The sequence below is a fragment of the Geodermatophilus sp. SYSU D00708 genome (assembly GCF_054050115.1).
In genome coordinates this window covers 44,780-58,852 of record NZ_JBJGYS010000005.1, presented here as the reverse complement: position 1 = coordinate 58,852, position 14,073 = coordinate 44,780, and the positions used below count along the sequence as shown (strand labels likewise).

Here is a 14,073-nt window from a genome sequence, read left to right as displayed (position 1 = left end):
GACCCGCCCTCTCGGCGTTCAGCGTGTGACGGCCTCCCTGCAGGTTCCCGCCGCGAGCCTGCGAGCGGTGGCGGGCAGGGAGGTCCTTCTTCAGACCCCCGCGGCGACGGCGGCGGGCTCCGCGGCGATCAGCCGGGCCCGCTCCTCCTCGCTCATGCCCCCCCAGACCCCGTACGGCTCGCGCACGGCCAGCGCGTGCTTGAGGCAGGCGTCGATGACCGGGCAGCGGCTGCAGACCGCCTTGGCCGCGGCCTGGCGACGGGCCCGGGCCGGGCCGCGCTCGCCGTCGGGGTGGAAGAACAGGGCCGTGCTCTCACCTCGGCAGGCGCCGTGCAACTGCCAGTCCCAGACCTCGGCGACGGGAGTGGGCAGGCGGCGGATGTCAGCCATCTCAGGTCCTCCTCGGCTCAGCGCGAGCCGGAGGGGGCGGTCCGGCTGCATGGGGGCCGGTGCCCGACGTGTCCGTGGGTCAAACACACCGTGACCCCGCATTTTCACGGCTGTCGTCTCCCCCCGCTGGGTGAGTGCCGCTGTCGTCCCGCCCGCCGGTCGATCAAGGTGACTGCAGGTCGTGCCGAACACCGGCGTGGGACACCCGTCCGGAGCGTCGGCCACGACCGGAGCGACGGCGGTGGGTCCCCGGACGGGGAGCTCCCGCCCGAGCGACACCCGGCCGGGGGAACCGGGCGGTGGGACCCGGCAGTACCCCGGGGGAGCGAGGAGCAGGCGTGATCGACGACAGGATGCGCGGTCCGGGCCACGGCACGACGACCGTGTGGGTCTACGACGAGCGACGGCGGGTCCGCGACGACATCGCGGGCCGGCTGGTGGCTCTGCCGTTCGTCGGCCGGGTGGAGGTCGTCGGCGACGCCGCGGCCCTCATGTCCCGGCTGGCCACCCGGATGCCCGACGTCCTGCTGGTCGGCACCCAGCGGGCCGTCGACTCGGGGCTGACGGTCGCCACCCAGGCGCTACGCGCCTACCCGAAGCTGCCGGTCCTCGTGCTCGGGGCGCCGGACGACGCCGAGACGGTGCGGGCCGCGGTCGCGGTCGGCGCCCGGGGCTACCTGCGCTGGGACGCCACCGCCCTGGAGATGGGCCTGGGGCTGTCCCGCGTCGGTCTGCGGGTCGACGGGCGTGGTCCGGTGCCGGCGGTGCCGCAGCAGCCGGTGCCGCTCGCGTCGGTCGGCGCCTCCAGCAGCGCGCCGTCGTGGAACGGGGCCAGCCCGCTGGCCGGGATCAGCCCGACGACGGTGCGCTCCACCGTCCGCGAGCCGGCACAGGTCCAGCTGTCCATGCGCGAGATGCAGGTCCTCACCGGCATGAGCCAGGGCAAGAGCAACGCCCAGATCGGCCGCGAGCTCTACCTGTCCGAGGACACCATCAAGACCCACGCCCGTCGGCTGTTCCGCAAGCTGGGGGCCAAGGACCGCGCCGAGGCGGTCGCCACCGGCTTCCGCCGCGGCATGATGAGCTGACCGACCACGGACGGCGGAGGCCCCGGAGCAGCTGCTCCGGGGCCTCCGCCGTGTCCGGGACCGGTCAGGTGCAGGAGTGGTTGCGGTCGAAGCCGTCGATGTACTGCGCCATCACGACCCGCCCACCACGGGTCAGCGGGGGCAGCTGGCACGCGGCCCGGGCACCGGCGACGTTGCGCGCACCGGCGAGCCAGCTGGGCAGCCCGTTGAGCGGGCTGGTCGACGTCACCGCGGACCGGACGATCGTCCCCCACTGGTAGGCCGTCGAGTACAGGCCGACCCCGGCGACGCCGGCGCTGCGCAGCTGGTCGACCATCCCCTCGAGGACGGCGACGTTCCTCGCCGCACCCGCCGCGGTGAGGTCCCAGGTGTTCTCCAGCTCGACGTCCAGCCACCAGACGAAGTCCTGCGGCCGGCTCACCCCGCGGACGGTGACGTCGTCCCGGGCCCGGTCCCGTCCGTACTGGTAGGCGCAGGCGGCCGAGTTGGTGCCGGTGCAGGTGCCGTAGCGGTTCTTCCCCGACCTCGGCCAGGACGCGGTGTTCAGGCCGCCGGGGTTGGCGGTGTTGACGTACAGCTGCACTCGCGGCTGCCCGGTGCCACCGGCCGAGCGCTTGGCCCACGCCAGCTGCTCGGCCAGGCACGGGTTGGTCGTCGTGGCCGTCCCCGCGTTGACCCCGACGACGCCGAAGGCCTGTCCGGTGGGCAGCGGCCCGCCGCACTGGGGGTGCGACACGTCCGCGCCCAGGACCGGCGTGCGGACGTCGGACCAGCCGTGCAGGAACGTCGCCGTCGCCGAGCGCGTGGCCGCGTCCCGCGGCCGGAAGGTCCCGTCCGGCATCCCGACGGCGATGCCCTGCGCCCGCAGCCACGCCACGGCGGCGCAGGCGCCGGACGTCACCGGGACGTCGCGGAACGGCGCGCTCGTGCAGGTCCGGGGCGGGGTGCCGCCCAGCCGGGCGACGGCGAAGGCGAGGAACTCCCGGGTCGCCGTCGCACCGGGGCTGAAGGTCGGCTTGGCGGTCACGATGCCGGCGCTCTTGAGCCAGGCGATCGCCCCGCACCGCGACGAGGACGTCGGCACGTCGCCGAAGGGCTTGGTCGTGCAGGCGGGGGCGGTCTTCCCGGGGAACCTCGTCCGGTACAGGAAGACGGCCAGGTCCTGCCGGGTGACCGTCGCCGTGGGCGCGAACCTGCCGTTCGGGGCGGTGGTGATGCCCTGGTCGACCACCCACCGTGCGTCGGCCGCGTACGGGGCGTCCTTCGGGACGTCGGTGAAGGTGGTCGCCGCGGCCGCGGCCGGAGCGGTCGCCGGGAGTCCAGCGGTGACCAGCGCCATGGCGATGCCGACCACGACCGTCGCTGCCCGTCGCAGACCCATGCCCCGATCACGCTCCTCGCCTGTCGTCCGGTGGCCGACGTCGCGGCGGGGAGGGACCCCGGGCTCAGCCGTGCGGTCCCGAGCGGAACCGAGGCGTTCGTATCAACGGGACGACGGCCCGGCGGGGACCCGGGGCGCGTCGGTGTGACGGCTGATCCCGCCGGGAGGGGAGGTGTGGGTGTCGTTCGAGAGGCGGGTCCCCGACGAGCGGCCGGGTCGGCTCAGCCGACGCCGAGGACGGGACGTGACCGCGTTCATCGCGAGGAGCGGTGCGGTCCGGAGGACCGCAGTGACTCAGTCCTCGCGGGCGTGCCGGCCGCCGCGGCCCTCGCCGGGCTCCTCGCGCTCGGCCATGGCGGCCACCCCGTCGGCGTAGCCGCTGGCGTAGTCCCAGCTCACGTAGTCGTCGGGGTCGGGGTCGAACGGCGGCTCGTGCCGGCCGGTCTGCCCCTCCTCGAGGAGCTGGCGCAGGTTGGCCTGCATCAGGGCCCAGTCGACGTGGTGCTCCTCGTCGCAGTCGGGGCAGTCGACGACGATGCCCTTGATGCCGGTCGGCTCCAGGAGCGTCCGGAACACCTCCAGCTCCGCGAGGTCGTCCAGGACGCCGGCCCGCTCCTCCATGGTCAGCGGCGGCGGACCTGGCTGGTCGGCGGGCCCGAAGTCGGGCCCGGAAGCGTCGTCCCACGTACTCACGCTTGCTCCTCGCTGGCGCTCGTCGCCGCGTTCGCTCGTCCTGCTCTGCTCTCTGCGCGGGCTCGCCAACTCGCCCGCGTCCCCCACGGTAGTGGCCCGACGGGGATCACATCGAGGGCGGAAGGCCGCCGCCTACGATCGGGAGAGGCTCCCCGCGCGCCCAGGAGAGGGTGCCGGCCGATCCGGAGGGGTGGCGGCATCCATGCAGCCCGACGAGTTCGTCCCCGAGCTGCCGGCGAAGTTCGCGCCGCTCGGCCTGACCTACGACGACGTCCTGCTCATCCCTGGGGCGTCCGACGTCGTCCCGGCCGAGGTGGACACCAGCAGCCGCTTGACCCGCGGCATCCGGCTGGCGGTGCCGCTGGTCTCCAGCGCGATGGACACCGTCACCGAGGCCCGCATGGCGATCGCCATGGCGCGGGTGGGCGGCGTCGGCGTCCTGCACCGCAACCTCGCCGCCGAGGAGCAGGCCGGCCAGGTCGACCTGGTGAAGCGGTCCGAGGCCGGCATGGTCACCAACCCGGTGACCGCCTCCCCGGACAACACCCTCGCCGAGCTCGACGCCCTGTCGGCCCGCTACCGCATCTCCGGGGCGCCGGTGGTCGACGCCGACGGCGTGCTGGTCGGCATCTGCACCAACCGCGACATGCGGTTCGAGACCGACAAGAACCGCCTCGTCCGCGACGTCATGACGCCGATGCCGCTGGTCACCGCCCCCGTGGGGGTGGACGCCGACACCGCGCTCCGGCTGCTGTCCCAGCACAAGGTCGAGAAGCTGCCGCTGGTCGACGACACGGGCCGGCTGCGCGGGCTGATCACCGTCAAGGACTTCGTCAAGCGCGACCAGTACCCGCTCGCGACCAAGGACGCCGACGGCCGGCTCGTGGTCGCCGCCGCCGTCGGGGTGGGCGAGGACGCCTACAAGCGGGCCGGCCTGCTGGTCGACGCCGGGGTGGACGTGGTCGTCGTCGACACCGCGCACGGCCACCAGCGGGCGGTGCTGGACATGGTGGCGCGGGTGCGGGCCGACTTCGGCTCCGGCGAGCGCGGCGTGCAGATCGTCGGCGGCAACGTCGCCACCCGCGCCGGCGCGCAGGCGCTGATCGACGCCGGCGTGGACGCCGTCAAGGTCGGCGTCGGCCCGGGGTCGATCTGCACCACGCGGGTGGTCGCCGGTGTCGGCGTCCCGCAGGTCACCGCCGTCTACGAGGCGGCGCTGGCCGCCAAGCCGGCCGGGGTCCCGGTCATCGCCGACGGCGGGCTGCAGTACTCCGGCGACATCGCCAAGGCGCTGGTCGCCGGCGCCGACACCGTGATGATCGGCGGGCTGTTCGCCGGTGTCGAGGAGGCCCCGGGCGACCTGGTCTTCGTCAACGGCAAGCAGTTCAAGACCTACCGCGGCATGGGCTCGCTGGGCGCGATGCAGAAGCGCGGCAACCAGTCCTACAGCCGTGACCGCTACTTCGCCGACGACGTCCTCTCCGACGACAAGCTCGTCCCCGAGGGCATCGAGGGCCAGGTGCCCTACCGCGGCCCGCTGGCCGGTGTGGCCCACCAGCTCGTCGGTGGGCTGCGCGCCTCGATGGGCTACGCGGGCGCGGCCACCGTCGCCGACCTGCAGGAGCGCGGTCAGCTCACCCGGATCACCTCGGCGGGGCTGGTCGAGAGCCACCCGCACGACATCCAGATGACGGTGGAAGCACCGAACTACCGGGGGCGCTGACCATGAACGTTCGCGACACCGTGGAGATCGGCCTCAACCGGTTCGCCCGCCGCGGCTACGACCTCGACGAGGTCTCCATCGTCCCGTCCCGGCGCACCCGGGACATGGACGACGTCTCGACCGCCTGGCAGATCGACGCCTTCCGGTTCGAGATCCCGCTCGTGGCCAGCCCGTCCGACGCCGTGGTCAGCCCGGCGACGGCGATCGCGGTCGGGCAGGCCGGCGGCCTGGGCGTGCTCAACGCCGAGGGCCTGTGGACCCGCTACGACGACCCGACGCCGGTGTACCGGCGGCTGCGCGACGCGGCGGGGGACGGCGCTCCTCCGGTCAGCCTGCTGCAGGAGGTCTACGCCGAGCCGGTCAAGCCGGACCTGGTCACCGCGCGGGTCAAGGAGATCCGCGACTCCGGGGTGACGACGGCGGTGCGCGTCTCCCCGCAGCACACGCTCCAGCTCGCCCCGACGGTGCTCGCCGCCGGCGTCGACCTGCTGGTCATCCAGGGCACGATCGTCTCGGCCGAGCACGTCACCAGCTCCGGTGAGGCGCTCAACCTCAAGGACTTCATCGCCGACCTCGACGTCCCGGTGATCGTCGGCGGGGCGGCGAACTACCAGACGGCGCTGCACCTGATGCGCACCGGTGCGGCCGGGGTGATCGTCGGCGTGGGCGCCGACAGCTACTCCACCACCGACACCGTCATGGGCATCCGGGTGCCGCTGGCCAGCGCGATCGCCGACGCCGCCGCGGCCCGCCGGGACTACCTCGACGAGACCGGCGGCCGGTACGTGCACGTGATCGCCAACGGCCGCATCGAGACCAGCGGCGCCATCGCCCGCGCGCTGGCCTGCGGCGCGGACGCCGTCCAGGTCGGTGAGCCGCTGCGGGCCGCGGCGGAGGCCCCGGGCGGCGGCATCTGGTGGGACTCGGTGGCCGCACACCCGCGGCTGCCCCGCGGCGGCACCTCGGCGCCGGTCGCGCCAGCGGGGTCGCTGCACGACGTCCTGCTCGGCGAGGCGCGCACTGCCGACGGCCGGACCAACCTGTTCGGCGCGCTGCGCCGGACGATGGCCAAGACCGGCTACCGCGACCTCAAGGAGTTCCAGCGGGTCGACCTCGTCATCGGTGGCTACCAGCCCCAGCAGGACGCCTGATGGAGTTCCCCACCGTCCTCGTCGTCGACTTCGGTGCCCAGTACGCCCAGCTGATCGCGCGGCGGATCCGGGAGGCCGGGGTCTACTCCGAGATCGTCCCGTCCGACGTGCCGGCCGAGGAGATCGTCGCCCGCAAGCCCGCGGCGATCGTCCTGTCCGGCGGGCCGTCGAGCGTCTACGCGCCCGAGGCGCCGCAGGTCGACCCGACGCTGTTCGAGTCCGGGGTGCCCGCGTTCGGCATCTGCTACGGCTTCCAGGCGATGGCGCAGAGCCTGGGCGGCACCGTCGCCCGAACCGGCGACCGGGAGTACGGCGGCACGCCGCTGACCGTCACCACCCAGGCCCGGCTGTTCGGGGACCTCCCGGTCGAGCAGTCGGTGTGGATGAGCCACGGGGACGCCGTCAGCGCCGCGCCGCCCGGGTTCACCGTCACCGCGACGTCCACCGGGGCGCCGGTCGCCGCCTTCGAGGACGTCGACCGCAAGCTCGCCGGCGTCCAGTTCCACCCCGAGGTGCGGCACACCGCGCACGGGCAGACCGTGCTCCAGCACTTCCTGTTCGACATCGCCGGCCTCGAGCCGACCTGGACGATGGCCAACGTCGTCGAGGAGCAGGTGGAGCGGATCCGGGCCCAGATCGGGGACCGGCGGGCGCTGTGCGGGCTCTCCGGCGGGGTCGACTCCGCGGTGGCCGCGGCGCTGGTCCAGCGCGCCATCGGCGACCGGTTGACCTGCGTCTACGTCGACCACGGGCTGATGCGCGAGGGCGAGACCGAGCAGATCGAGCGGGACTTCGTCGCCGTCACCGGCGCCGACCTGCGGGTGGTCGACGCCCGCGAGCAGTTCCTCACCGCGCTGGCCGGCGTCAGCGACCCGGAGCAGAAGCGCAAGATCATCGGCCGGGAGTTCATCCGGGTCTTCGAGCAGGCCGCGGCCGACGTCGTCGCGGACGCGCAGGCCCACGGGGAGACCGTCGACTTCCTCGTGCAGGGGACGCTCTACCCCGACGTCGTCGAGTCCGGCGGCGGCACCGGGACGGCGAACATCAAGAGCCACCACAACGTCGGCGGGCTGCCCGAGGACCTCACCTTCACCCTCGTCGAGCCGCTGCGCACGCTGTTCAAGGACGAGGTGCGCGAGGTCGGCCTGCAGCTCGGCCTGCCCGAGTCGCTGGTCTGGCGGCAGCCGTTCCCCGGCCCGGGCCTGGGCATCCGGATCGTCGGCGAGGTCACCCAGGAGCGGCTCGACGTGCTGCGGAAGGCCGACGCGATCGCCCGCGCGGAGCTCACCGCGGCGAACCTGGACCGGGAGATCTGGCAGTGCCCGGTGGTGCTGCTCGCCGACGTCCGCTCGGTCGGCGTCCAGGGCGACGGGCGGACCTACGGCCACCCGGTCGTGCTGCGTCCGGTGTCCAGCGAGGACGCGATGACCGCCGACTGGACCCGGCTGCCCTACGACGTCCTGGCGCGGATCTCGACGCGGATCACCAACGAGGTGCCCGAGGTCAACCGCGTCGTCCTCGACGTGACGAGCAAGCCGCCCGGCACCATCGAGTGGGAATGAGGACCCTGCTGCCCCGACCCTTCGCTGACGCTGGGCGCGGGCCCCTGTAGCCGGGCCGTTCCAGCACCTCCCGCCGCTGCAGACCTGGCTGGCCGCCCGCAAGCTCGGCTGCCGGGGCGCGCGGGCGGTCAGCCCTGGGCCGCGCCCGGCAGGCTGAGCGGCTGGCGCAGCACCGACGCGTACCACGTCTCGAACGACAGGCTGTTCACCCAGGCCGCGTCCGCCCGGTAGGCGGCCACCCGGGCGTCGAGATCAGCCTGTTCGGCCTCCAGACCGTAGAACTTCTTCCGCTTCACCAGCGCCCAGACGGCCAGGACCGTGGTGCCGAACCAGAGGAGCAGTGAGCCGTCGTCCCCCTGGAAACCGCTCATGGTGGCGACCGCACCGAGCAACGCGGTCGGGATCGCCGCGATCGGCAGCGCCCGCCCGGCCGCGACCAGCGCCACGTCCCCCTTGCCGCTCGGCGCCGACGGCAGCGCGGCACGGTACCTCTTGATCGCGGCGTAGCCGAGGCCGCCCAACAGGCCCGCGGCGCACAGGAACGCCAGGACGCCCTTGACGGCCATGAGGAACGTGGCGATCCCGAGGATGACTGCCACCGGCACGAACCGCCGGGAAGTGGTCAGCGGTCGAACCGCCTTCAACCGCTCGACCTCCGGGCCGATCTGGGTCCACGCTGCCTGCAACTGCCCCTGCAGGTCGCGCACCAGCGCGGAGAAACGGGCCTCGCCGTTCGCGCGCTGCTTGGCCTCGAACTCCCGCCACAGGAACTCCACGGTCATCTCGTCGACCGGCTGTCCCGGATTCGCCGCGAGCAACGCCTGCCGGAACGCCAGCCGCCGGTACCGCTCGTTCTCGGTCCGCTCCCGTTCGGCCTTCTCGTACCGGCGCTGGTCGGCGACCATGTCCCGCTGGTGCGCGAGCTGCCGCGCCTGCTGGAACTCCTGGCTGCGGATCTGCGCGTAACCGACCATCATCTCGGCCTGAGCTTGAGCGAGCCGAGCCTGCGCCTGCGCCTGCATGCCGGAGGAGATCGCGGTGGCCTGCGCGTGCAAACCGGCGGAGATGGCGTCGGTCTGCCGATTGAGCGCACGCACGTAGTCGCTGGGCATCCGGGGGTTCCTCCACTGGGCCGTCAACAGTCAGAGGGGAGTATCGGCAGCACGTCCGACGGGTCACGCCGCAGCGCGCAGTCTTCATCCGAAGTGGCGACAAGGGGCGTGCTGCGTGGCAGACACAGGCGCGCGGCGTCAGGCTGCCAGGGGGACAGCACCGCGGATCCGCCAGTACGGCGAGGGCCCGGGGAGCGTTCGCTCCCCGGGCCTCGTCGTCTCCGCCCCCGTGCCGGTCAGCCCCTCCTGCGGCGGGCCTTCCGGACCTCGCTGAGCAGCAGGGCCACCCCGCCCCCGATGAGCAGCAGCCACAGCAGCCCGCCGTCGGCGAACAGGCCCAGCGGGAAGGCCGCGCCGGCCATCACCGAGATCGCCAGGACGACGAACAGGATGCCCGGGACCAGGGCGGTGAGGTCCACGCCGCGGCGCTGGGGCGCGGGCGGGTCCTCGACGGGGAGCGGGGCGACCGGGGTGACCTCACCCCAGGCGTGCTCCTGCCAGGCGGTGGGGGTCGTGGGGAACTCGCTGTAGTCAGGCACGGGACACCTCCACGTCGCCGATGCCGGCGTTGATGGTCAGCACGATCTCGGGGTCGCCGTCGTTGCTCCAGGACGCCGATCCGGACCCGGCGTGGTAGCCGTCGGCGGCGCCCTCGTCGAAGACGTCGACGTCGCCGATACCGGTCTCGACCTGAACCCGGACGTCGGCCGAGCGGGGGACCAGGACGTCCACGTCCCCGACCCCGGCGTCGATGCGGGTCGTCACCGGGACGTCCCGGCCGGCGAAGTCGAGGTCGGTGAGGTCGAGCGTCGTGTCGCCGACGCCGAGGTGGTACTCGCTGCGGACGTCGGCGGCGGTGACCGGCGTGTACGTGCGGTCGCCGATGCCGCCCTCCGCGTTGCGCCACGGCTCGGCCGCGACGGCCAGCAGCGCCAGGGAGAGGACCGCGCCGAGGGCGATCAGCCCGCCCTTGGCCCGTCGTCCCCCGGAGAAGGCGGCGGCCACCAGGCCCAGCCCGACGACCAGCAGGCCCGACCCGAGGATCCACCGCGGGCCGATCGACCAGTCGGTGAACCGGCTGATGAGGACCAGCGTGCCGACGACGATGAGCAGGCCGGCCAGCGTCACCCCCGGCACGGGGGAACGCGGACCTGCGGCCGCCCGGTCACGGGCGCTGCGGGCGACCCCGCTGCCGCCGGGGCCCGCCGCCATGAACAGCCACAGCAACAGGTAGACCGGGATGCCGGGGCCGGCCAGTGCCAGGGCGACGAAGCCGACCCGCCACAGCAGCGGGTCGATGCCGGTGTACTCGGCCAGGCCGCCGGAGACGCCGCCGATGACCTTGTCCGTGCGGCTGCGCCGCAGCGGCGGCCGGACCGGCGGGCCGGGCGGGGGGTACTCCGCGGCCGGCGGCTCGGACGGCGGGGGAGCGGGGGGTGCGGGCGGAGGAGGCGGTACGGAGGTCATGGCACAGAGCCTGCGCCGCGCCGCCCTCCCCGGACATCAGGGAAGGCCCCCAATCGACCCTGGTCCGGTACTCCAGGGTGATCACCGGTGTGAGTCGGCACCGCGCGGTGCGACGATCGTCAGCGTGACGACGACCGCCCTGGTGCCGCAGCGCCCGCAGTTGGCGCGCCCGCGCTCGGGGCGGCTGCTGGCCGGCGTCGCCGCGGGGACGGCGGTGCACCTGCGGCTGGACCCGCTCGTCGTGCGGATCGCCTTCGTCGTCCTGGCCGTCACCGGCGTCGGAGTCATCGCCTACGCGTTGCTGTGGTTCTTCATGCCGGTCGCCGACGTCGACGCGCTGCCCGAGGACACCGCGCCGGACACCGAGCCCAGCCGGAGGCAGGCGCTCGGGCTGACCCTGCTCGGGTTCGGCGCGCTGGTCCTCGTCACCAACCTGGCGACCTGGGGCAACAGCGACCTCGTCGTCCCGCTGCTGCTGGTCGGTGCCGGGCTGGCGGTCATCTGGCGGCAGCTGGACACCGACCGCACCCTGGCCCGCCCCGGCGTCCCGTGGGTGCTGGCCGGGGGCATCGCGCTCGGCGTCGTCGGGGTGGTGCTGCTGCTGGCCACGACCGGCCAGCTGGCCAACGCCCGCAACGGCTTCGCCGCGACCCTGGTGATCCTCGTCGGCGTCGCGCTGGCCACCGCACCGCTGTGGCGCCGGCTGCTGGCCTCCCGGGAGGCCGAGCGGACCGCTCGCGTGCGCTCGGAGGAGCGGGCCGCGGTCGCCGCCCACCTGCACGACTCGGTGCTGCAGACCCTCGCGCTGATCCAGCGGCACGCCGAGGACCCCAAGGCCGTCGCCCGGCTGGCCCGCAGCCAGGAGCGCGAGCTGCGCACCTGGCTCTACGAGCCGGAGAAGTCCGCCGAGGGGACGTGGGCGGCGCTGGTGTCCGGGCTGGTCGCCGACGTCGAGGCCGACCACGCGCTGACCGTGGAGTCGGTCGTCGTCGGCGACGCGCCGGTGGACGACGCCCTCGCCGCGCTCGGCGCCGCGACCAAGGAGGCCCTGGTCAACGCGGCCAAGCACTCCGGCGCGACGTCGGCGGACCTGTACACCGAGGTCACGCCGGCCCAGGTGTCGGTCTTCGTCCGGGACCGCGGCGCCGGGTTCGACCCGGCGACGGTCCCGGGGGACCGGCGCGGTCTGCGCGACTCCGTCACCGGCCGGCTGGTCCGGGTCGGCGGGACGGCGACCGTGCGCTCCGCGCCGGGGGAGGGGACCGAGGTCGAGATGTACCTGCCGAGGGAGGAGGCCGCGTGAGTGACGCCGTGGCGGTGCCGGAGAGGCCGCGGGTCTTCCTCGTCGACGACCACGCGATGGTCCGCTCGGGCGTGCGCACCGAGCTGGGCGACGCGGTGGCGATCGTGGGAGAGGCGGCCGACGTCGCCGGTGCCGTCGAGGGCATCCGCGCCACGGTGCCCGACGTCGTGCTGCTCGACGTCCACCTGCCCGGCGGCGGCGGGCACGCGGTGCTCCAGGAGCTGCGGGCGGAGCTGCCGGAGGTGCGCTGGCTGGCGCTGTCGGTGTCCGACGCCGCCGAGGACGTCATCGCGGTGATCCGCGCCGGGGCCCGCGGCTACGTCACCAAGACCATCTCCGGGCCGGACCTGCTCGACGCGGTGCACCGGGTCGCCGAGGACGACGTGGTGTTCAGCCCGCGGCTGGCCGGCTTCGTGCTCGACGCCTTCGCCGCGACCACGGCGTCGGCGCCCGCGCCCTCGGAGGACCCGGCCACCGACCCCGGGCTGGACCTGCTCAGCGCCCGGGAGCGCGAGGTCATGCAGCTGCTGGCCCGCGGCTACACCTACCGGGAGATCGGTTCCCGGCTGTTCATCTCGGTGAAGACGGTGGAGTCCCACGCCTCCAACGTGCTGCGCAAGCTGCAGCTGTCCAACCGCAACGAGCTCACCCGCTGGGCGGCGACCAACCGACTGCTCTGACACGGCGGTCCTCCGGACCGCACGGCGGTCAGGTGCCGTCCCCGGGCCGTGCTGAGCGCGTCCGCCGCCTCGTCGGGGACCCTGCGGGCCCCCCTCCTCGGCGGGCAGGTGCCGGTCAGGCGAAGTGGCTCTTGTAGATGACGCCGTGCACGCCGACGGTCCGGTCGACCACCTGCGAGACCTCGAAGTCGGCGGCCGCCGAGAGGTAGGCGTAGGCCACCGAGCGGTCCATGCCGAGGTCGGTCTGCAGGAAGTCCAGCGCGTTGATCACCGCTCGCCGCGCAGCGACGTCGAGGTCGACGAACTGGCCGTCGCGGAACCCGTCGGGGTCGGACAGCCCGATCGGCAGCCACGCGTCCGGCGACTCACCGAACGGGTAGCGGAACGCGACGGACGGCGCGTCGCCGGACCCGGGTCTGCACACGGTCAGCCGGAAGGTCAGCCGCAGGGATCCCTCCAGTGCGGTCAGGGCGACCTCGCCGTGGCCCATGGACATGTGCGGGTCGCCCACCGAGAAGAGCGCGCCCTCCGCGACGACCGGCACGTAGAACGCAGAGCCGACGTTGAGCCGGCGGATGTCGATGTTGCCGCCCCCGATGGTCGGCGGGATCGAGTTCACCAGCGGGTCGTTGAGCACCGGAGCGTCCGAGACGGTGGCGACCGCCATGAGCCCGGGGAAGCAGTCGACCGGCCAGGAGACCCGCCGGCCGGCGGCGCCGACGGGCAGCCAGGCGCGGGTCTCGCCGTCCTGGCTGGAGTCCAGCGGCGTGAACACCGAGACGTTGCCGTAGCGGGTCGGGTCCCCGGTGGCGCGCCCGTCCGTCGAGACCGGCGGCATGACCTCGGCCTCGCTGATCCCGCCCTCGGGGCCGGCGAGCTGGCGGGCCAGGGCACCCTTCCCGTGCCGGCTGGAGACGACGCCGTAGGGGACCCGGGGCAGCGCGGTGAGCGGCTCGATCTTCAACACGTCGCCGGGCTGGGCGCCGTCGACGAACACCGGACCGGTCACGACGTGCGGCCCGTCGGCGTCGAAGTCGCGCGGGTGCTTCGCGTACTCGGCGGCGATGGCGACGGCGTCGTCGAGCACCTGCTCGCGAGGGACGCCGTTGCCGCCGAACCAGGCCACCGGGTCGCGGCCCTGGTCCTCGAGGATCCCCTCGTGGCTCACGGTGTCGACGGTGACCGTGCCGCCCGAACGGAGCCGGGTCACCGGCGCGTCGCCGACGCGGGGCAGGTAGCCCCAGAGGACCTGCTCCGGGAGGGAGTTCAGGTAGACCTCGCCGTCGATCGGCCCCTGCCCCGGCTGCAGGACCTCACCGGGCAGTCGGGTGCGCGCCTGCGCCGCCGCGGGGGCCGCGGTGGCGATGCCGGTGCCCAGCACCGCCCCGGCGGCCAGCGCTGCCTGGACGAACGCACGCCGGCCGATGCCGCGTTCGACGAGCTCCGCGGCACGTGCCGGGTCCGGCCGGCCGCCCTCGGGCGGGGTCAGCGTCATGGGTGGGGTCTCCCGTCCGGAGGTTCGT

13 protein-coding genes are annotated in these 14,073 nt (G+C 74.2%); 6 read left to right on the top strand and 7 right to left on the bottom strand.

Annotated elements, in window-relative coordinates:
• Positions 1–90: 90 nt before the first annotated feature.
• On the bottom strand, positions 91–390 hold the full coding sequence (locus ACI79D_RS06270) for a WhiB family transcriptional regulator (RefSeq protein ID WP_456909005.1): 300 nt from the start codon (positions 388–390) through the stop codon (positions 91–93).
• A 338-nt stretch (positions 391–728) separates the two neighbouring features.
• On the opposite strand from ACI79D_RS06270, the gene ACI79D_RS06265 reads away from it, so the two are divergent.
• A complete protein-coding gene (locus ACI79D_RS06265) occupies positions 729–1,478 on the top strand; it encodes a response regulator transcription factor (protein ID WP_456917486.1) in 750 nt (249 codons plus the stop codon).
• Between the two features lie 64 nt (positions 1,479–1,542).
• Here ACI79D_RS06265 and ACI79D_RS06260 read toward each other — a convergent pair whose 3' ends face one another.
• Both ACI79D_RS06260 and ACI79D_RS06255 read right to left on the bottom strand, forming a co-directional pair.
• Positions 1,543–2,859: an S-layer homology domain-containing protein gene (locus tag ACI79D_RS06260; protein ID WP_456917485.1), complete on the bottom strand. Its 1,317-nt coding sequence runs from the start codon at positions 2,857–2,859 to the stop codon at positions 1,543–1,545.
• 294 nt (positions 2,860–3,153) lie between these two features.
• Complete coding sequence (locus tag ACI79D_RS06255) at positions 3,154–3,552, bottom strand: DUF5319 family protein (RefSeq protein ID WP_456917484.1); 399 nt, start codon at positions 3,550–3,552, stop codon at positions 3,154–3,156.
• 202 nt (positions 3,553–3,754) lie between these two features.
• Here ACI79D_RS06255 and guaB point away from each other — a divergent pair, with 202 nt between their 5' ends.
• From guaB to guaA, 3 genes are read left to right on the top strand one after another with little or no spacing between them, the layout of a single operon-like run.
• Positions 3,755–5,275: an IMP dehydrogenase gene (guaB, locus tag ACI79D_RS06250; RefSeq protein WP_456917483.1), complete on the top strand. Its 1,521-nt coding sequence runs from the start codon at positions 3,755–3,757 to the stop codon at positions 5,273–5,275.
• A 2-nt stretch (positions 5,276–5,277) separates the two neighbouring features.
• A complete protein-coding gene (locus tag ACI79D_RS06245) occupies positions 5,278–6,426 on the top strand; it encodes a GuaB3 family IMP dehydrogenase-related protein (protein WP_456917482.1) in 1,149 nt (382 codons plus the stop codon).
• Entirely contained in the window at positions 6,426–7,988 is a 1,563-nt protein-coding gene (guaA, locus tag ACI79D_RS06240) for a glutamine-hydrolyzing GMP synthase (RefSeq protein WP_456917481.1), read from the top strand. The genes ACI79D_RS06245 and guaA overlap by 1 nt, the downstream gene beginning before the upstream one ends.
• A 128-nt stretch (positions 7,989–8,116) precedes the next feature.
• Here guaA and ACI79D_RS06235 read toward each other — a convergent pair whose 3' ends face one another.
• From ACI79D_RS06235 to ACI79D_RS06225, 3 genes are all read right to left on the bottom strand, one after another.
• Complete coding sequence (locus ACI79D_RS06235) at positions 8,117–9,100, bottom strand: hypothetical protein (RefSeq protein WP_456917480.1); 984 nt, start codon at positions 9,098–9,100, stop codon at positions 8,117–8,119.
• A 236-nt stretch (positions 9,101–9,336) separates the two neighbouring features.
• Entirely contained in the window at positions 9,337–9,639 is a 303-nt protein-coding gene (locus ACI79D_RS06230; protein ID WP_456917479.1) for a hypothetical protein, read from the bottom strand.
• Positions 9,632–10,567 (bottom strand): PspC domain-containing protein, encoded by a 936-nt coding sequence (locus ACI79D_RS06225; RefSeq protein WP_456917478.1) that lies wholly within the window; start codon positions 10,565–10,567, stop codon positions 9,632–9,634. The genes ACI79D_RS06230 and ACI79D_RS06225 overlap by 8 nt, the downstream gene beginning before the upstream one ends.
• 124 nt (positions 10,568–10,691) lie before the next feature.
• Here ACI79D_RS06225 and ACI79D_RS06220 point away from each other — a divergent pair, with 124 nt between their 5' ends.
• Complete coding sequence (locus tag ACI79D_RS06220; protein WP_456917477.1) at positions 10,692–11,870, top strand: ATP-binding protein; 1,179 nt, start codon at positions 10,692–10,694, stop codon at positions 11,868–11,870.
• Positions 11,867–12,550, top strand: coding sequence for a response regulator (locus ACI79D_RS06215; RefSeq protein ID WP_456917476.1), 684 nt, complete (start codon positions 11,867–11,869; stop codon positions 12,548–12,550). Before ACI79D_RS06220 ends, ACI79D_RS06215 begins: the two co-directional genes overlap by 4 nt.
• A gap of 115 nt (positions 12,551–12,665) precedes the next feature.
• On the opposite strand, the gene ACI79D_RS06210 is transcribed toward ACI79D_RS06215, so the two are convergent.
• On the bottom strand, positions 12,666–14,045 hold the full coding sequence (locus ACI79D_RS06210) for an acetamidase/formamidase family protein (RefSeq protein ID WP_456917475.1): 1,380 nt from the start codon (positions 14,043–14,045) through the stop codon (positions 12,666–12,668).
• Positions 14,046–14,073 lie beyond the last annotated feature (28 nt).

Excerpts from the sequence above, each read along its gene's own strand:
- ACI79D_RS06270 (WP_456909005.1), bottom strand. The coding sequence starts at position 390 with ATGGCTGACATCCGCCGCCTGCCCACTCCCGTCGCCGAGGTCTGGGAC.
- ACI79D_RS06260 (WP_456917485.1), bottom strand. The coding sequence starts at position 2,859 with ATGGGTCTGCGACGGGCAGCGACGGTCGTGGTCGGCATCGCCATGGCG.
- guaB (WP_456917483.1), top strand. The coding sequence starts at position 3,755 with ATGCAGCCCGACGAGTTCGTCCCCGAGCTGCCGGCGAAGTTCGCGCCG.
- ACI79D_RS06245 (WP_456917482.1), top strand. The coding sequence starts at position 5,278 with ATGAACGTTCGCGACACCGTGGAGATCGGCCTCAACCGGTTCGCCCGC.
- guaA (WP_456917481.1), top strand. The coding sequence starts at position 6,426 with ATGGAGTTCCCCACCGTCCTCGTCGTCGACTTCGGTGCCCAGTACGCC.
- ACI79D_RS06235 (WP_456917480.1), bottom strand. The coding sequence starts at position 9,100 with ATGCCCAGCGACTACGTGCGTGCGCTCAATCGGCAGACCGACGCCATC.
- ACI79D_RS06225 (WP_456917478.1), bottom strand. The coding sequence starts at position 10,567 with ATGACCTCCGTACCGCCTCCTCCGCCCGCACCCCCCGCTCCCCCGCCG.
- ACI79D_RS06210 (WP_456917475.1), bottom strand. The coding sequence starts at position 14,045 with ATGACGCTGACCCCGCCCGAGGGCGGCCGGCCGGACCCGGCACGTGCC.